The sequence below is a fragment of the Caballeronia sp. BR00000012568055 genome (assembly GCF_029439455.1).
Lineage (GTDB): Bacteria > Pseudomonadota > Gammaproteobacteria > Burkholderiales > Burkholderiaceae > Caballeronia.
In genome coordinates, this window is record NZ_JAQFVG010000237.1 from 1 (window position 1) to 15271 (window position 15271).

The 15271-nt window shown below is 60.0% G+C and carries 15 protein-coding genes; 4 read left to right on the plus strand and 11 right to left on the minus strand.

The genetic code is table 11. The annotated features are described in order from the left end of the window. Nucleotides 1-556 precede the first annotated feature (556 nt). The 8 genes from P7F28_RS10635 to norR all read right to left on the minus strand — a co-directional run bounded on the left by P7F28_RS10635 (nt 557) and on the right by norR (nt 8743). Entirely contained in the window at nt 557-1579 is a 1023-nt protein-coding gene (locus tag P7F28_RS10635; protein WP_277184501.1) for an NAD(P)/FAD-dependent oxidoreductase, read from the minus strand. Nucleotides 1580-1653: 74 nt separating this feature from the next. Beyond that, nucleotides 1654-2460 carry a cytochrome c gene (locus tag P7F28_RS10640; RefSeq protein WP_277184446.1) on the minus strand — a complete coding sequence of 269 codons (807 nt, stop codon included), beginning with the start codon at nt 2458-2460 and terminating at the stop codon, nt 1654-1656. Further along, entirely contained in the window at nt 2457-4082 is a 1626-nt protein-coding gene (locus P7F28_RS10645) for a b(o/a)3-type cytochrome-c oxidase subunit 1 (protein ID WP_277184447.1), read from the minus strand. The genes P7F28_RS10640 and P7F28_RS10645 overlap by 4 nt, the downstream gene beginning before the upstream one ends. Continuing rightward, nucleotides 4072-4638, minus strand: coding sequence for a cytochrome C oxidase subunit II (locus tag P7F28_RS10650; protein ID WP_277184448.1), 567 nt, complete (start codon nt 4636-4638; stop codon nt 4072-4074). Before P7F28_RS10650 ends, P7F28_RS10645 begins: the two co-directional genes overlap by 11 nt. A gap of 6 nt (nt 4639-4644) precedes the next feature. Continuing rightward, complete coding sequence (locus P7F28_RS10655; RefSeq protein WP_277184449.1) at nt 4645-4803, minus strand: hypothetical protein; 159 nt, start codon at nt 4801-4803, stop codon at nt 4645-4647. Nucleotides 4804-4817: 14 nt separating this feature from the next. Continuing rightward, nucleotides 4818-6041: a cytochrome c gene (locus tag P7F28_RS10660; RefSeq protein WP_277184502.1), complete on the minus strand. Its 1224-nt coding sequence runs from the start codon at nt 6039-6041 to the stop codon at nt 4818-4820. A gap of 59 nt (nt 6042-6100) precedes the next feature. Further along, nucleotides 6101-6712 carry a c-type cytochrome gene (locus P7F28_RS10665; RefSeq protein WP_277184503.1) on the minus strand — a complete coding sequence of 204 codons (612 nt, stop codon included), beginning with the start codon at nt 6710-6712 and terminating at the stop codon, nt 6101-6103. Nucleotides 6713-7165: 453 nt separating this feature from the next. Beyond that, nucleotides 7166-8743 carry a nitric oxide reductase transcriptional regulator NorR gene (gene norR / locus P7F28_RS10670; protein WP_277184450.1) on the minus strand — a complete coding sequence of 526 codons (1578 nt, stop codon included), beginning with the start codon at nt 8741-8743 and terminating at the stop codon, nt 7166-7168. Between the two features lie 114 nt (nt 8744-8857). On the opposite strand from norR, the gene hmpA reads away from it, so the two are divergent. The 4 genes from hmpA (at nt 8858) to P7F28_RS10690 (ending at nt 11242) form a co-directional block, all read left to right on the plus strand. Next, nucleotides 8858-10045 carry an NO-inducible flavohemoprotein gene (gene hmpA / locus P7F28_RS10675; protein WP_277184451.1) on the plus strand — a complete coding sequence of 396 codons (1188 nt, stop codon included), beginning with the start codon at nt 8858-8860 and terminating at the stop codon, nt 10043-10045. Nucleotides 10046-10192: 147 nt separating this feature from the next. Beyond that, complete coding sequence (locus tag P7F28_RS10680) at nt 10193-10630, plus strand: carboxymuconolactone decarboxylase family protein (RefSeq protein WP_277184452.1); 438 nt, start codon at nt 10193-10195, stop codon at nt 10628-10630. Between the two features lie 10 nt (nt 10631-10640). After that, nucleotides 10641-11027, plus strand: coding sequence for a cupin domain-containing protein (locus P7F28_RS10685; RefSeq protein WP_370467288.1), 387 nt, complete (start codon nt 10641-10643; stop codon nt 11025-11027). Between the two features lie 74 nt (nt 11028-11101). After that, nucleotides 11102-11242, plus strand: coding sequence for a hypothetical protein (locus P7F28_RS10690; protein WP_277184453.1), 141 nt, complete (start codon nt 11102-11104; stop codon nt 11240-11242). Nucleotides 11243-11639: 397 nt separating this feature from the next. Here the strand turns inward: P7F28_RS10690 and P7F28_RS10695 are convergent, their stop codons facing one another. The 3 genes from P7F28_RS10695 to P7F28_RS10705 form a co-directional block, all read right to left on the minus strand. Beyond that, complete coding sequence (locus tag P7F28_RS10695) at nt 11640-13085, minus strand: OprD family outer membrane porin (protein WP_277184454.1); 1446 nt, start codon at nt 13083-13085, stop codon at nt 11640-11642. 205 nt (nt 13086-13290) lie between these two features. Then, nucleotides 13291-14274 carry a murein tripeptide/oligopeptide ABC transporter ATP binding protein OppF gene (gene oppF, locus P7F28_RS10700; RefSeq protein WP_277184455.1) on the minus strand — a complete coding sequence of 328 codons (984 nt, stop codon included), beginning with the start codon at nt 14272-14274 and terminating at the stop codon, nt 13291-13293. Continuing rightward, the gene (locus P7F28_RS10705) at nt 14267-15271 is read right to left on the minus strand and encodes an ABC transporter ATP-binding protein (RefSeq protein WP_277184456.1); all 1005 of its coding nucleotides are present in this window, start codon (nt 15269-15271) and stop codon (nt 14267-14269) included. Before P7F28_RS10705 ends, oppF begins: the two co-directional genes overlap by 8 nt.

The window sequence follows — 15271 nt, forward strand, 5'->3', positions numbered from 1 at the left end:
TCCTTAGCAAAGCGGATCGCGCTCATGCTTCCAGCGTGCGCGCCTTGCGCGCCGCCGGGCGTTATTCGAGGGAACCCGGCAGAGTGCCGAGACAACGCCAAAGCAAATCACATCGCGATAACGTTATTCGGCCCAACGTCGTTTTGCGCTTCAATTCCCGCAAACCTCAAAGTAACGGTAGGGCCGAATAGCGTTCAAGCGATGACGCTTTAAAGTTCGTGATACTACGCATTCTCTGTGTTTCCCTGGCGAACCCCTACGGCGATGGCGCGTGAGCGCCGAACACGCCGCGCGGATGAGCGCGTGCCGCTTGGTTAAGGAAATAGAGGTGCTTAAATGGCGCGTACCGAGCACTTGACAGGCCGGGCAGGCCTCCGTGGCGGCGGGCTATTGTCACCAAGCGAAAACATTAATCCACTTGCCCTTTCAACGTGCAGTGTCTGGTTGAAAAAGCTGCTTTCTTTGGTGACTTTCTTTGCAGCAGCAAAGAAAGTTACCCCCCGCCGGGGAGGCGGCTACTGCCTAAACAGCACAACAAGAAACAGCAGCAAGAAAACTAAGCGCTCCGAACCTTCTCAGCCAACTTAGCATCATAACTAGAATGCACATGCACCCGCTTCTTCTCAGGATAAGCATAAGCAAACGCCCGCCGCAAGGCCAGAGAAGCCTCATGAAACCCCGACAAAATCAGCTTCTGCTTATTAGGATAATTAGCAATATCCCCCACCGCAAAAATCCCTGGCCGCGATGATTCGTAATTCGAAGTATCCACTTCGATCCGCCCGCCACGCACATCAAGATTCCATTGTGCAATCGGCCCAAGGTCCGCAACCAGTCCATACAAAACGACAAGCTCATCCGCCACAAGATCCGTCGTGCCATCGACATGCTTAACGCGCACAGAACGCAGCACATCATCCGGTGCATCGAGCGAATCGATCATGCCGACCACGAAGTTCATTTCGCCCGCTTCCACCGCACGTTTCATCGCCGCAACGGAAGCTGCCGCCGCAGAAAACCCATTGCGCCGATGCACCAGCGTGAGCTTCTTCGCGACATCCTTCAAAGCAAGCGCCCAATCAAGAGCTGAATCGCCACCGCCCGCAACAAGCACTTCGCGGTCAGCAAAATCAGCAAGCCGCGCCACGCTGTAATGCACCGACTTGCCTTCGAGCGCGTCGGCTTGCGGAACCTGCAAGCGTTGCGGCACGAACGCGCCATTACCCGCTGCGATAAGAATAGCGGCGACATCGAACGTGGTGCCTTTTTCAGTGCACACCGTCCAGCGATGGTCCTCTCGCTGCTCGACAGACTGCACGCGCTCACCAAGCGAAATCGGCACATCGAACGGGCGAATCTGCTCCATCAGACGCTCGACCAGTTCGCGCGCCGTGCATGAGGTAATCGCGGGAATATCGTAAATGGGCTTGTCTGGATACAGTTCGATGCACTGCCCGCCTACGCGATCGAGTCCATCGACGATATGACAGGTTAAGCCGATCACGCCCGCCTCGAATGCGGCGAACAGGCCGACCGGCCCAGCGCCTACGATCAATACATCGGTTTTTATCGCTTCCATTACGTGTATCCGGTTCGTACGACATTTCGAACCACGATACAGAAAGCGAATCGATGAAGCAACGAAGCCCCTTTTTACTGTCCGTTCATTTGGCGCGCGTAGTAGGCGGCGGCTGCGTCGATTTCCTCGGGCGTCATATTGCGCGCCACGTTGCGCATGACTTCGTTGATATCGTTGGTGCGCGTGCCATCGTGGAACGCAGTGAGTTGCGCCTTCGTGTAAGCGGCCGGCAAACCATCGAGCCACGGACTGCCCGCTTTATTGTCGATGCCACCATGACAAGCCGCACACGGCGCGATATTGCGCATTGGCGCGCCATGGGCGACGATCGGCGGCGCAAGCGATGCGCTCACCTTGCGCTGTGCAGGCGGACGCGGCAGGCTCGCGTAGTACGCGGCGAGATCGCGCATGTCCTGATCGCTGAGGTTGACGGCCATCGGCGACATGACCGCGTTGCTGCGCGCGCCGGTCTGAAAGTCGATCAGTTGCTTGTAGATCACGGACGCATATTGTCCCGCGAGATTCGGCGAATTCGCATCGCTCATGCCGCGCTCGCCGTGGCACATCGTGCAGCGTAATGCGAGCGTTGCGCCGCGTCCGACCGAATTCGCGCTTGCTGACGCGAGCAATTGCGGCGTGACCTGCACGCTCGACAATTTGACCTTTGGTCCGATAATCACTTCGTCACCCGAATACCACTCTCGCGGCACGCCCGCCGCGCTACAAATCGCGTTCCAAATGCCAGTGAACTGCGAGTCGCGCTGAGCGGAGGGCAGCCATACGAAGCCGATTAACGCGGAGATGACAGCAAGTGCAATCGTGCCGAACACGCTGATCGTGAACCAGCGATTGCGGAGACTGAAGAGACGTTCGTCGCTCATCGCTGCGCTCCGATTGGAACCGCGGGCACCGATGTATCGCCGCGCGAGACGAGTTGCGCGATCGGATAGCCGTAGTTGACGAGCGTGAGGCCAATCATCAATACGAGCCATAACGCAAACGTGTTGAGCGCCACCGGCATGGTGTGCGGTTCATGCACTGCGCGGCTGAACGTGAACGCTTCCACTGCGACCTCCGGCGCGCGATGACCTTTAATCACCACGACGAAGAACAGTATCGCCGATACCACTAATATCAAGCCGCCGAACACACTGATGATGACGGAAATGGCCTGCTCCGCGAGCGCCGGATCGTTGTAATCGTAGAAGGCCATGCGGCGCGGCATGCCGAGTATGCCGACGAAGTGCCACGGAAATGTCAGCACGATCATGCCGATCAGCCACAGCCACAATTGCCAGCGCATCAGCTTCAAACTCTGCAACGCGCGCCCGGTCAGATGCGGCCACAAATCATAGGCAATTGCAAAGTACATGATGACGATTGCGCCACCGAAGATCAGATGAAAATGCCCCGTGACCCATTGCGTGTTATGCACGGTCGAATCGAGCTGATAACTCATATTGATCAGCCCGCCCGCGCCGCCGAAGCCAAGCATAACGAACGAAAATGCGAGCGCGAGCATCATGGGATTGGACCAGGGCAGCGCCTTGATCCAGCCGAGCGCGCCCTTGCCGCCGCGCAGCCGCGCCGCGATTTCCACCGATGCGCAGATGGTGAACACGGTCAGCAACGTCGGCACGGCAACGAGCGCGGTGAACACCGAGTGCATGAACTTGAAGCCGGAGCCGACTTGCGGGTCGGCGAACAAGTGGTGAATGCCGATGGGCATCGACACAACGAGGAACAGGATGAAGGAGATGCGCGCCATGGCATCGCTATACAGGCGGCCGCCGATCGCGCGTGGAACGATCGTGTAATAGGCGATATACGCGGGCATCAGCCAGAAATAGACGACCGCGTGCAGTGTCCACGAGAAGAACACGCGTGCGAGTCCAGCATCGATAGTCGATTTGAAACCGAGCGCAACGGGCAAGATAAGAAACAGCACTTCGATGGCCGCGCCCACTGCGGTCCAGCCCCAAAGATACGCGCCTGCAACCGTAGCGTACATTGCAAGCGGCACGGTCTTGCCGCGATTCTGACGCTTCCACGAAGCCAGGTTCACCGACATCAGCGCGACCCATACCCACGAGCCGACCACCACGAACACCACGCCGATGTAATACGCCGCATGACCGATCATCGGCGGATAAAAAGTGTAGAGCACGGAGGCGAGGCCCATTGCAACCGGCACGCTTGCTGTGACCGCGCCTATCGCGACGAGCGCAAAACCGGCCCATGCCCAGCGCAAGCCAACGAGCGGCTTTTTCAAGGCCAATTCGCAGACGGCATAACCAAAGCCCATCGCGATCAAAGTAGGAAACGCGTAGCCCATTACGGTGCCATGCTCCGTCACCGATCGATAGTACAACTCCGGATTCTGCAACCACGGATGCAAAGGGCTACGCACCAGCATTTGCCATGCGCCGAGCAACAGCGCGACACCGAAGGCAATGAACGCGAGCCAGAAATGCGCCAGTACGAGTCGCTTGCTAATGAACACAGGACAATCTCCGCGAATTGGCTGGCAGTTGATCGGCCATCTGCATGAACTCGGCGCGATCGATCACCTTCACATGCGCCCACATGTTCTGATGCCCCGTGCCACAGTATTCGTGGCACGGCATGGTGTGATCGCCCGGCGCGTTGAACGTCGTCTTGAAGGTGGATACGTAGCCTGGTTCGAGCATCGAATTGATGTTGGTATCGGTGATAAGAAAGCCGTGGATCACATCCGAACTCGTGGCGCGAAACGTGACTGGCACGCCTGCCGGGACCACCAGACATTGCGGCGTGAACGAGTACTGCTGCGCGACAATTCGTACGGTTACCGAACCATCTGGTTCCACCGCGCTGCCCAGATTACTTTCGACGAATTCGCCGGAAATATGCAGCGTTTCAGGGCGAACGGTTTCGACGCGCGAAGGCGGCATCATCGCCCAGTGCAGGCCGGTGTAGACCACCATCGCCACCAGCACGGTGACGATGATGAGCACGACCATCGCCCAACGTCGTTCGACGCGTTCAGCGACTTCATGCGAAGCAGGTTGAATGGCCATAAACGCTCACTGAATCACGCCGCGAGGCAGGAACACGGTGAAATAGAACACGAACCAGATGCCGATCACGATGGCAGTCGCAATGCCCGCAAGCACGATCGCCCCGCCCGGCCCGCTGCGCACGATCTCGTCGAGCTTCGAGTCATCTTCGGTGTCTTCATTCATGATGTATCCGATACTCAATAAAGCGGCGCGGAACGCAACTCGTTGACTTCCTTCACCGTCACTGGCGCGCCATGATTGCCCCACGCGGTGCGGATATACGTGACCACCGCCGCCACTTCCACATCCGATAAAGACTGCGCAAACGGCGGCATGCCATAAGGTTTAGGATTCTTGAATGTTCCCGGTGGATAGCCACCATTCAGCACCATGCGGATCGGATTCACCGCGCTGCTCATCACGATCGACTGATTGTTGGCGAGCGGCGGAAAATCGGGCGGCTTGCCCTGACCTTGCGTCGCGTGGCATTCGGCGCATTGGGCGTCGTAGATCTTCTTGCCGAGCGGCGATAAGCTGGTCTTCTGTTCGACCACCGCTTGCGAAGGCGGCGCGGACTTGTCACCGGAGCGCGCAGGCAAGGCTTTCAGGTAGACGGACATCGCGTGCACATCGTCTTCGCTCAGGTATTGCAGGCTGTCGTAGACCACCTCGGCCATCGGACCATACACCGCGCCCTTATTCGATACCCCCGCGTGCAGCAAGCCGACGATTTCATCGATATTCCAGTCGCCAAGACCCGCTTCCTTGTTCGATGTGAGCGATGGCGCGTACCAGTTCTGAATCGGGATCAGCCCGCCCTCGAACGCTTTCGACGATACATTCCCGCCCAGCGCGTTGATCGCGGTATGGCACATCGAGCAATGTCCGAGTCCTTCGACGAGATACGCACCACGATTCCATTCCGCCGATTGTTTCGGGTCCGGCTGATACTCGCCTTCCCTGAAAAACAGCGAGCGCCAGCCGAGCAGCAATTGCCGCTTGTTGAAGGGAAAGCGCAATTCATGCGGACGATTAGGTTGATGCACGGCGGGCGTGGACATCAGAAACGCATAGATGGCGTCGGAATCGGCGCGAGATACTTTGGTGTACGACGTATATGGCATCGCCGGATAGAGCAGCGAACCGTCGCGCGACTTGCCGGTATGCATCATCGTGTAGAACTCGTCGGCGCTCCAGCTACCGATGCCCGTGTCCTTGTCCGATGAAATATTCGGCGTGTAGAGCGTGCCGAACGGCGTTTCCATCGGACGGCCGCCGCCGAATGTTTTGCCCGCCGGCAGCGTATGACAAGCGATGCAATCGCCCGCGCGCGCAAGGTATTCACCACGCTTGATGACATCGCTCTGAGCTTGTGCTTGCGCCTGCGAGAAAGGCGAAAACGGCGCGATGCACGCCGCCATGAAGACCGCGACGGTCAGCGCTTTGAGTGAGTGAAAGCGGCGCACGTGTCGGGTCCTCGTCAAGGTTGGACGCTGCCGCATGCAAGCGGCATTTTCAGCGAGCCGGCGGGAATCGGATTGGCATCCGTCGGCGCGGGAACCGAAGCCAGATACGCGGCAATCGCAGTGATATCGCGGTCGGACAAGAGCCGCGACACATGCGCCATGCAGTCCGGCGCAATGGTCGTGCGCGTGCCGTATCGCCATGCGCCCAACTGCGCGCTGATGTAGTCGGAATGCAAGCCAAGCAAGCCGGGAATCGCCGGTTCCATGCCGGTCATCAGCGGGCCGTGACAGCTTACGCATGCAGGAATCTTGCGCGCGGCATCGCCTTTTGTGACGAGCGATTTGCCGAGATCGAGCGTTTTCGTATCGACGGTGACGGCGGACGGCGGCGGGAACGGCGGACGCTCGCCCGCGAAATAATCGGCAATCTGCTTCAGATACGCGTCGGGAAGATACGCCAGCAGATAGTTCATCGGCGGATACTTGCGCCGCCCGTCGCGAAACGCCAATAGTTGGTTGTACAGATAACCTGCAGGCTTGCCTGACAGACGCGGGAAGTAGTCGCTATCGGTGCCTTCGCCATGCGCGCCGTGACACGCCGCACAGCCGAGCACGCGCGCCTGCATGGTATCGGGCGCGCGTTCGAGCGGTGCATCGGCCGCATTCACGTCGATGCAGAAAAACGCGCTGAAAAACGCGAATAGCGCGGACAGAACCCAGGCGCTGCGCTTGACCACGTTTCTCACGTCACCCCCGTTGTCATTGCCGTGTTCGATGTCGCGCGCATCGTTGTGGGCGATGCGCACGCTGCTTTCACTTGCCGACGGGTCTTTTGGCTCTTCCGATGTTAGGAGAGCGACACCGTTTTCTCCAGTACTCAGATTGTCCCAATGAAGGCGTTCGCTGCGTGCGACGAAGCTGTGCGTTTTTTGCGTTCGATCAAACAAACGCATTATTTTGAGATAAGCAACGATCGCTTCGCGGGCGAATGAATGCATCGCAGAAGCGCTTTTCTCGTCTAGCGATATCTTTTTGAGAAAAGCGCGTCAAGCGGCGTGTGTGAAACTGTCGATGTGCGCTTACTTCAGACCGAGCCGTCTGGCCAGACGATTCAGATTGGCGCGATCGATGCCCAACTCGCGCGCCACCGATGCCCAGTTCTGCTCATGACGCGCAAGTGCGTCCTGAATGAGCGAGCGTTCGTACGCGGTCACGGCCTCGCGGAAATCCGTGCCCGGCGCGATCGATGGCGGCGCTTGCTCGGCGGATTTGAGGTTTGCGCCAAGCGCAAGATCGGCGGCGGTCAATGTGAGAATGCGCGGCCGTTCGCGCAGCGCGGCGAGCGCTTTCAACGCGCTTCGTCCGATCAGATGTTCGAGCTCGCGCACATTTCCCGGCCAGCGATACGCGAGCAGCGCGGCTTGCGCATCGGCGGAAAGACGCAGACTCAGCAAACCGAGGCGCGAGCGATTTTCCTCGAGAAAGAAGCCCGCGAGCAGCAGCACGTCACGCCCACGCTCACGCAGCGGCGGCACCACCAGCGGATAAACCGACAGCCGATGATAAAAGTCCGCGCGAAACCGCCCCGCGCGCACCTCCTCGGCGAGATCGCGATTGGTCGCGGCGATCAGACGCACATCGACGCGATGTTCGCTGTCCGAGCCGATGCGCTGCAACTGTCCGTTCTGCAACACGCGCAGCAGCTTGGCCTGCACGGCGAGCGGCAGTTCGCCGACTTCATCGAGAAACAGCGTGCCGCCATCGGCCAGTTCGAACTTTCCACGCCGATCCGACGACGCGCCCGAAAACGCGCCGCGCACATGCCCGAACAACTCGCTTTCGACCAGCGTATCCGGTAACGCCGCGCAATTCAGGCTGACCATCGGCCGATCCGCGCGCGACGACAGCGCGTGAATCTCGCTCGCCACCAGTTCCTTGCCAACGCCCGTTTCGCCGGTGATGAGCACGGTCAGATCGCTGGACGCGACGATGGCGATCTCTTCCATCAGACGCTTGTGCCGTTCGCTGCTGCCGATAATCTCGCGCGCGCTGCTCACTTGCCGATAAAGCTCCGCGCGCTGCCGCTCCGCTTCGCCGGTGCGCGCCAAGGTATCGATACGTTCGGCCACGCTGACGGTCGCCGCCGTCAGGCTGAGAAACGCCTGAAGCGACGCGGTATCGATATCGTCGAACTGGGCGGGATCGAGCGCATCCAGCGTCAAAAGCCCCCACGGACGATCCTGAATGACGAGCGGGCAGCCAAGGCAATCGTGTACTTCGAGCTTGGCGGCCACGCCTTTGACGAGACCATCGTAGGGATCGGGCAGGTCGGAATGCGCGGGAAAACGCGTCGGCTCGGCGCGCTCCAGAATGCGCGCGAACCGCGGATGCTCGGCCACGCGAAAGCGCCGCCCGAGCGTATCGCCCGATAAACCGTCGATGGCGAGCGGCACCAGCGTGTCACCGTCCAGACGCAGGAGCGCGGCAGCATCGCCGGGAAAGAGCGCGCGCAGGGTGCGCAAAAGACGCCGATAGCGCTCCGTCTCCGGCATGTCGCGCGACAGGTCTTCGATCAGCGGAACCAGCGCGTCAAGCAGCACGCGCGAGGTCATTGCGACTACTTCAGCAGTCTTTTTGACCAGAGTCGATTCGACCATGATATGGCTCAATACGTTGATTTACATAGCATTCTATCGTGGCACGGAATGTGTATGTCTATGCCGCATCAACGAAGCAACCCGCTTCGCCCTTTCAACGCAAGGAGATTTCACATGCTATCCGCCGAACATCGCGCCATTGTCAAAGCCACCGTTCCGCTGCTCGAAAGCGGCGGCGAGGCGCTCACCACGCACTTTTATAACAAGATGCTCGCCGAGTATCCTGAAGTGCGGCCGATGTTCAATCAGGCGCATCAAGCCGACGGCGCGCAACCGCGCGCGCTCGCCAACGGCGTGCTGATGTACGCGCGGCATATCGATGAACTAGAGAAACTCGGCGGGCTGGTCGGGCAGATCATCAACAAGCATGTCGCGCTGAATATTCAGCCGGAACACTATCCGATCGTCGGCGGCTGCCTGCTGCAATCCATCCGCGAAGTGCTCGGGCCGGAGATCGCCACCGATGCCGTGATCGACGCATGGGCGGCAGCCTATCAACAGCTTGCGGATCTGCTGATCGGGCTGGAGGAAGGCATCTACAGCGAGCGCGAAAACGCGACCGGTGGATGGCGCGGCACGCGGCGCTTCGTGGTTCAGCGGAAGGTCGTCGAGAGCGATGAGATTACGTCGTTCTATCTCGTGCCGGAGGACGGCGGCGCGTTGCTGGATTTTCAGCCGGGACAGTACATCGGCTTGCGCGTCGTGATTGATGGCGTGGAGACGCGGCGCAATTATTCGCTATCGGCGGCGGCGAACGGGCGCGAGTATCGGATCAGCGTGAAGCGCGAGCCGGGCGGCGTGGTATCGGAATATCTGCATGCGCATGTGCAGGCGGGCGATGCGCTCGATCTGTATCCGCCCGCTGGCGATTTCAGCCTCGAACATAACGAGAAGCCGCTGGTGCTGATCAGCGGCGGTGTCGGCATCACGCCGACGCTGGCGATGTTGAACGCGGCGCTTTCCTCGGGCGCGACGCGGCCGGTGCATTTCATCCACGCGGCGCGGCACGGCGGCGTACACGCGTTCCGCGACGCCGTGGAGGAACTGGCCGCGAAGCATCCGCAGCTTCAGCGTTTCTATTGCTACGAGAACGAGCGCGACGGCGATCAGGCGGCGCATGGCATCGGTTTCGTCGATGAAAAACTGCTCGATCAGTGGCTACCGACAAACCGCGACGTCGATGTCTATTTTCTCGGCCCGAAGCCGTTTATGAGGGCGATGAAGCGGCATTTGAAGGCGCTCGGCGTGCCAGAGGCGCAGAGCCGGTATGAGTTCTTCGGGCCGGCTTCGGCACTGGATTAATCGCTGTGAAGCTCGCGATGCGGGCTTTTTTTGGCCCGCACTGGTCACCTGAAAATCCCAAAAACCGGTCATTCCAAACAGCCACATCGAGGCCTACTCTTCTTACATCGCGCCACGCGGCGCACTTTTAAAGCGAAGAGGAACCTCATGGAAAGCCGTCTCGACTTCTACAAAGCCAGCCCCGCCGCCATCAAAGCGCTGATGGGCGTGGAAGAACGCATCGCTAAATCCGGATTGGAAAAGTCGCTGACCGAACTGGTGCGGCTGCGCGCCTCGCAGATCAACGGCTGCGCGTTCTGCGTCGATATGCACACCAGCGACGCACGCAAGGGCGGCGAAACGGAGCGCCGTCTGGCCACGGTCGTCGTGTGGCGCGAAACGCCGTTCTTCACCGACCGCGAACGCGCCGCGCTCGAATGGACCGAAGCGCTCACGCTCGTCTCGCACGACCACGTGCCCGACTCCGTATGGCAAGCCGTCAAGCCGCATTTCAGCGATGAGGAAATCGTCGAACTCACGCTGCTCGTCTCCGCGATCAACGCCTGGAACCGCTTCGCGATCGCGTTCCGCAAGCTGCCCGCGTGAGGACATCGTCATGAAAAAGCTCATTTTGATTTCGATGCTGGCGCTCTCGAGCCTGGCCGCCCACGCGGAAACCATCGCGCCCGTGATGAAGCAGTCGATTCCCGAAGCGCCCGGCAAGAACGTGCTGATCGCAACCGTGTCGTACAAGCCGGGACAGGCATCCGAAGCGCATATGCATCCCGGTTCGATCTTCGCGTACGTGCTGCAGGGGCATATCACGTCGCAACTCGAAGGGTCGCCGCCGAAGACGTATGGGCCGGGCGAATCGTGGTACGAAGCGCCGGGCGCGCATCACGTGGTATCGAAAAATGCCAGCGCGACGCAGCCCGCGAAGCTGCTGGTGTTCGCTATTGCCGGGGAAGGCCAGGAGTTGAAGTTGCCGATTCCGCAACATTGATGCGCCAAGATTTGTGACATACGCACGACCGCGTTCCGGGAGAATCGCGGTCGTTATTGCGCATTGGTCTCCCGATGAAACACCTTCGCCTTCTCATCACCACACTTCTCATCAGCGCGACGCTGACGCTCGGCGGCTGCGGGCTGTTCGGATGCAGCGGCTTTGCCACCAACGGCGGCGGTTTCGGCGGATGCGGCTTCGGGACGCGCTTCTGATCTCCATTCCCTCCTTCCGGGGGAATCGATTCGGCAGTCTCTTACTTCAGCGGTTTTCCCCGCGCGTGCCGGGTATTCTTCGCACGATCGTTCGACGATACTGAATTCATCGGCACATCGCCGGGTGAATCGGAGAGTCGAATGGATGCTTACGTCGGAATGGCTGTGTTCTCCCTGCTCCTTACCTCCACGCTGATACTTCAGGCGATCGACAGATGCCCAAGGATCGCGCGACGGATATCGCCGTAAGGCGTCGCTTCGGATAAGCGAGCGAGGAGACCATCCGCCGGCGAACCATCAGACGCGCATCGCATGGGGCCAGTGCAGACAGCGCGCGCTCGATAAAAAGAAAACGGGCGACACCGCCGGGTCGCCCGTCCTGTTTTTGCTTTGAAGCTTAAAACACGTTGACTGGCACGTTGACCATCAGACGATAGACATTGCTTGTCGTGTCGGGATAGTAAGTGCTGCCGTGGTGGTACATGTAGTAGAACTTGATCGACGTGTTCTTGAACTTGCCTTCCGGAATTGTGTAGCTCGGGATAATGCCGAGTTCGTAGTGCGAGCCGTGAAGCGCCTGACCGTTCACCAGATAATTGCCCGCCTGCGCCGATCCGCCATAAGCCATATTGCTGCCGTCCGCGCCCCAGCCGTACGCCGACCACATCGTCACCTTCGCGCCCGGCACGCCGTAATTCTTCAAATTCAGCGAATACGACAGGCTGACCGACTTTTCGTGCGGCTGGTTGTAGTCAACGTCGAGCGAGTTCGAGAGGAAATCGCCAGCCGACTGCCCCATGTAGTCGAAGGTCTGATCGCTGACAATCTGCTGGAACGCGAACTGAAGCGTATGTGCGCCGTGCGTGCCCGCGAGCGCCAAACTGTAGGCGTTATTGTTGATCGCGCCCTGCCGTTTGTCGCCGATTGCGCCCGTGTAGTAGTAGTTCAACGAGCCGGTCCAGCGAATCGCCTTCGGATCGCCGATGCTTTGCGTCGCCGTCAGGTAGTACTGCTGCCACACGTTGTTCGCGACGCTGCCATAGAGCGATACGGCCGTATCGTCACCGCGCGTCCAGTCGCCGCCGAAGTACGAGAATTGCGAAACGTGCGTGCCGCCGTATTCGGTCGTGAGGCCCGTCACCGTCGTCATGCCGCGCGCGAGCACGCCATCGACCGTGCCGCCCTTCAATGTCAGATCCTTGATTTCATTGCTGACGAGCGACCAGCCGCGATAAGTCGGCGGGAGCGCGCGATTGTCGTGCGGCGAGAGGAAAGGATCGTCGAACAATTGCTGGCCGTACTTCACGACCGTATTCGAGACACGCGCTTTCACATCCCACACACCCGGATACGCCCACGCGAGCTGGTTATAACCGCCGCCGTCGGTGGCCACGTGCACTTGATTGTTGTTGCTTCCGACCGCACCGCTCCGTCCGCCGTTGAGCTTCAGCGCACCGAACAGCGAGATATCGCCGCCGAGACCAATCAGCCCTTTCGTATAGCCGGACTCGAACACAGCTTGCGCGCCAAGCACCCACGCGTCCTTCTTCTTGACCGTATTGAACGTGTCATGCTCCGCAAACGACCGGAACAGCAAGTTCAAATGCGAATCTTCGATAAACCCCTTCGACTTCGCCTGGTTGCTCACGGGCGCATCCGCTTCCGTGTTCGGCGGCGAATCCGGCACGGTTTCGGTGTGACGCGAAAGCGGCTGCTCGTCCGGTTGAGGCGCGGCCTGAGCGACGGATTGCGGCGATTGCTGCGCATACGCCGGAAATTGTGCAGCCATCGCGCCAGAGAACAACAAGATGGACAATGCGACCGAAACTTTTTGTTTTTTCATTAAAAGGATCTCCAACTACTGACTCAACCTTCGTGCTGCTTTCAGGAAAACTTCACGTCGATACCCAAACGACAAGATGCAAGCGTCCGCGCCCTTCGACACAGCCATGTCGGGGCGAACGAATCGTTCGGATAGCGAAGCGAGTAAGACCGCTTATGGACTGCGGGGGAACCTGCTCCGTTGCGTGTGCTCGATTACGGGATCGTCATGCGAACCAACATGCGGCCATCGCGCCGTCTTCGAGCGGGCGCAATACGGGGATTTCTTGCGAGCAACGCGGCTCGGCCATCGGACAACGCGTGTGGAAGACGCAGCCGGAAGGCGGATCGATCGGACTGGGGATATCGCCCGACAAAATCTGCACGCGTTTGCCGCGTTCGACGGATGGATCGGGCACCGGCACCGCCGACAGCAGCGCGCGCGTATAAGGATGGCGAGGGGTGCCGTAGAGCGCGTGTTTATCGGCGAGTTCCATTACGCGGCCGAGGTACATCACCATCACGCGATCGGAGATATGACGCACCACGGCCAGATCGTGCGCGATAAAGATCAGCGACAGCTTCATCTCCGCTTGCAGAGACTTCAGCAGATTGACGATCTGCGCCTGAATCGATACATCGAGCGCGGAAACGGGTTCATCGCAAATGACGAGCTTCGGCTCGACGATCAACGCGCGCGCAATGCCGATCCGCTGGCACTGCCCGCCCGAAAATTCGTGAGGATAGCGATTGATCATCTGCTCGCGCAGACCGACGCGCGCCATCATCGCGCGCACCCGCGTCTGAATTTCGCTCTTGCCGATGCCCGGCCGATGCTCGATCAACGGCTCCGCGATAATCTGCCCGACCGTCATACGCGGATCGAGCGATGCCAGCGGGTCCTGAAAAATCATCTGCACGTCGCTGCGCACGGCGTGCCAGTCGCGCGCATTCGCACGCGTCATATCCGAACCCATCCACACGATTTCGCCATGCGTCGCAGGAATCAGATTGAGGATGGCGCGCGACAACGTGGACTTCCCGCATCCCGATTCACCGACGACACCAAGCGTTTCGCCCGCCTTCAGATCGAAGCTCACGCCATCGACGGCTTTGAGCGTGCGGCGCGCGGCCCACGGCAAGCGGTTCTTCGGCTTCACCTGAAAATGCACGCGCATGTCGCGCACGGAGAGGATCGTCGTGTCAGACATGGGTCGTCTCCTGATTGAGATAGCGCGTTTTCATCGCGTGAATGGGGCGATGGCAGGCGCGCAGCCAGTGCGTGCCATCAACCGATTGCAACGCTGGCGCGCTCGCCGCGCATTCCGCGCTGGCATCCGCGCAACGCTCGTGAAACGGACAGCCCGCCGGCGGATGCGCCATATTCGGCGGATTGCCGGGAATGCCGGTGAGGTCCGCGCCATCGTGATCCAGACGCGGCAACGCACGCAGCAAGCCGATGGTGTACGGATGCGATGGCTTGGCGAACAGCGTCGGCGCATCGCACTGTTCCATCACGCGGCCGCCGTACATCACCATGACCTTCTCGCACAGGCCCGCGACGACGCCGAGATCGTGCGTAATCAACACGATTGCCGTGCCGAAATCGCGTTGGAGGTCGCGCAGCAGTTGCAGCACTTGCGCCTGCACGGTGACGTCAAGCGCGGTGGTCGGTTCATCGGCGAACAGCACTTCGGGTTCGCACAGCAAGGCCATGGCGATCATCACGCGCTGACGCATGCCGCCCGACAACTCGTGCGGATACTGCCCGATCCGATGTGCCGCCTCCGGAATCCGCACCGCTTCCAACATGTCGATGGCGCGCTTCTTCGCCGCGCGCCGCGTCATGTTCTTGTGCAGTTCCAGCACTTCCGTCATCTGCCGTTCGATGGTCAGATACGGATTGAGCGAGCTCATCGGGTCCTGAAAAATCATCGACAAGCGATTGCCGCGAATCCGGTTCAGCGCCTTCGCGGACATCCCGAGCAGATTCTCACCGCGATACAGCGCCTGCCCCTGCGCGCGCCCGTTCGATGCCAGCAGCCCCAACATGGCCAGCACGCTCTGGCTTTTCCCCGACCCCGATTCGCCGACGATACCGAGCGTCTCGCCCGCTTCCAGCGCGAAGCTCACGCCGCCGACCGCGCGCACGGTGGCATCGGGCGTTTTGAATTCGACCTGAAGGTCATTGACTTCGAGTAGCGGCAT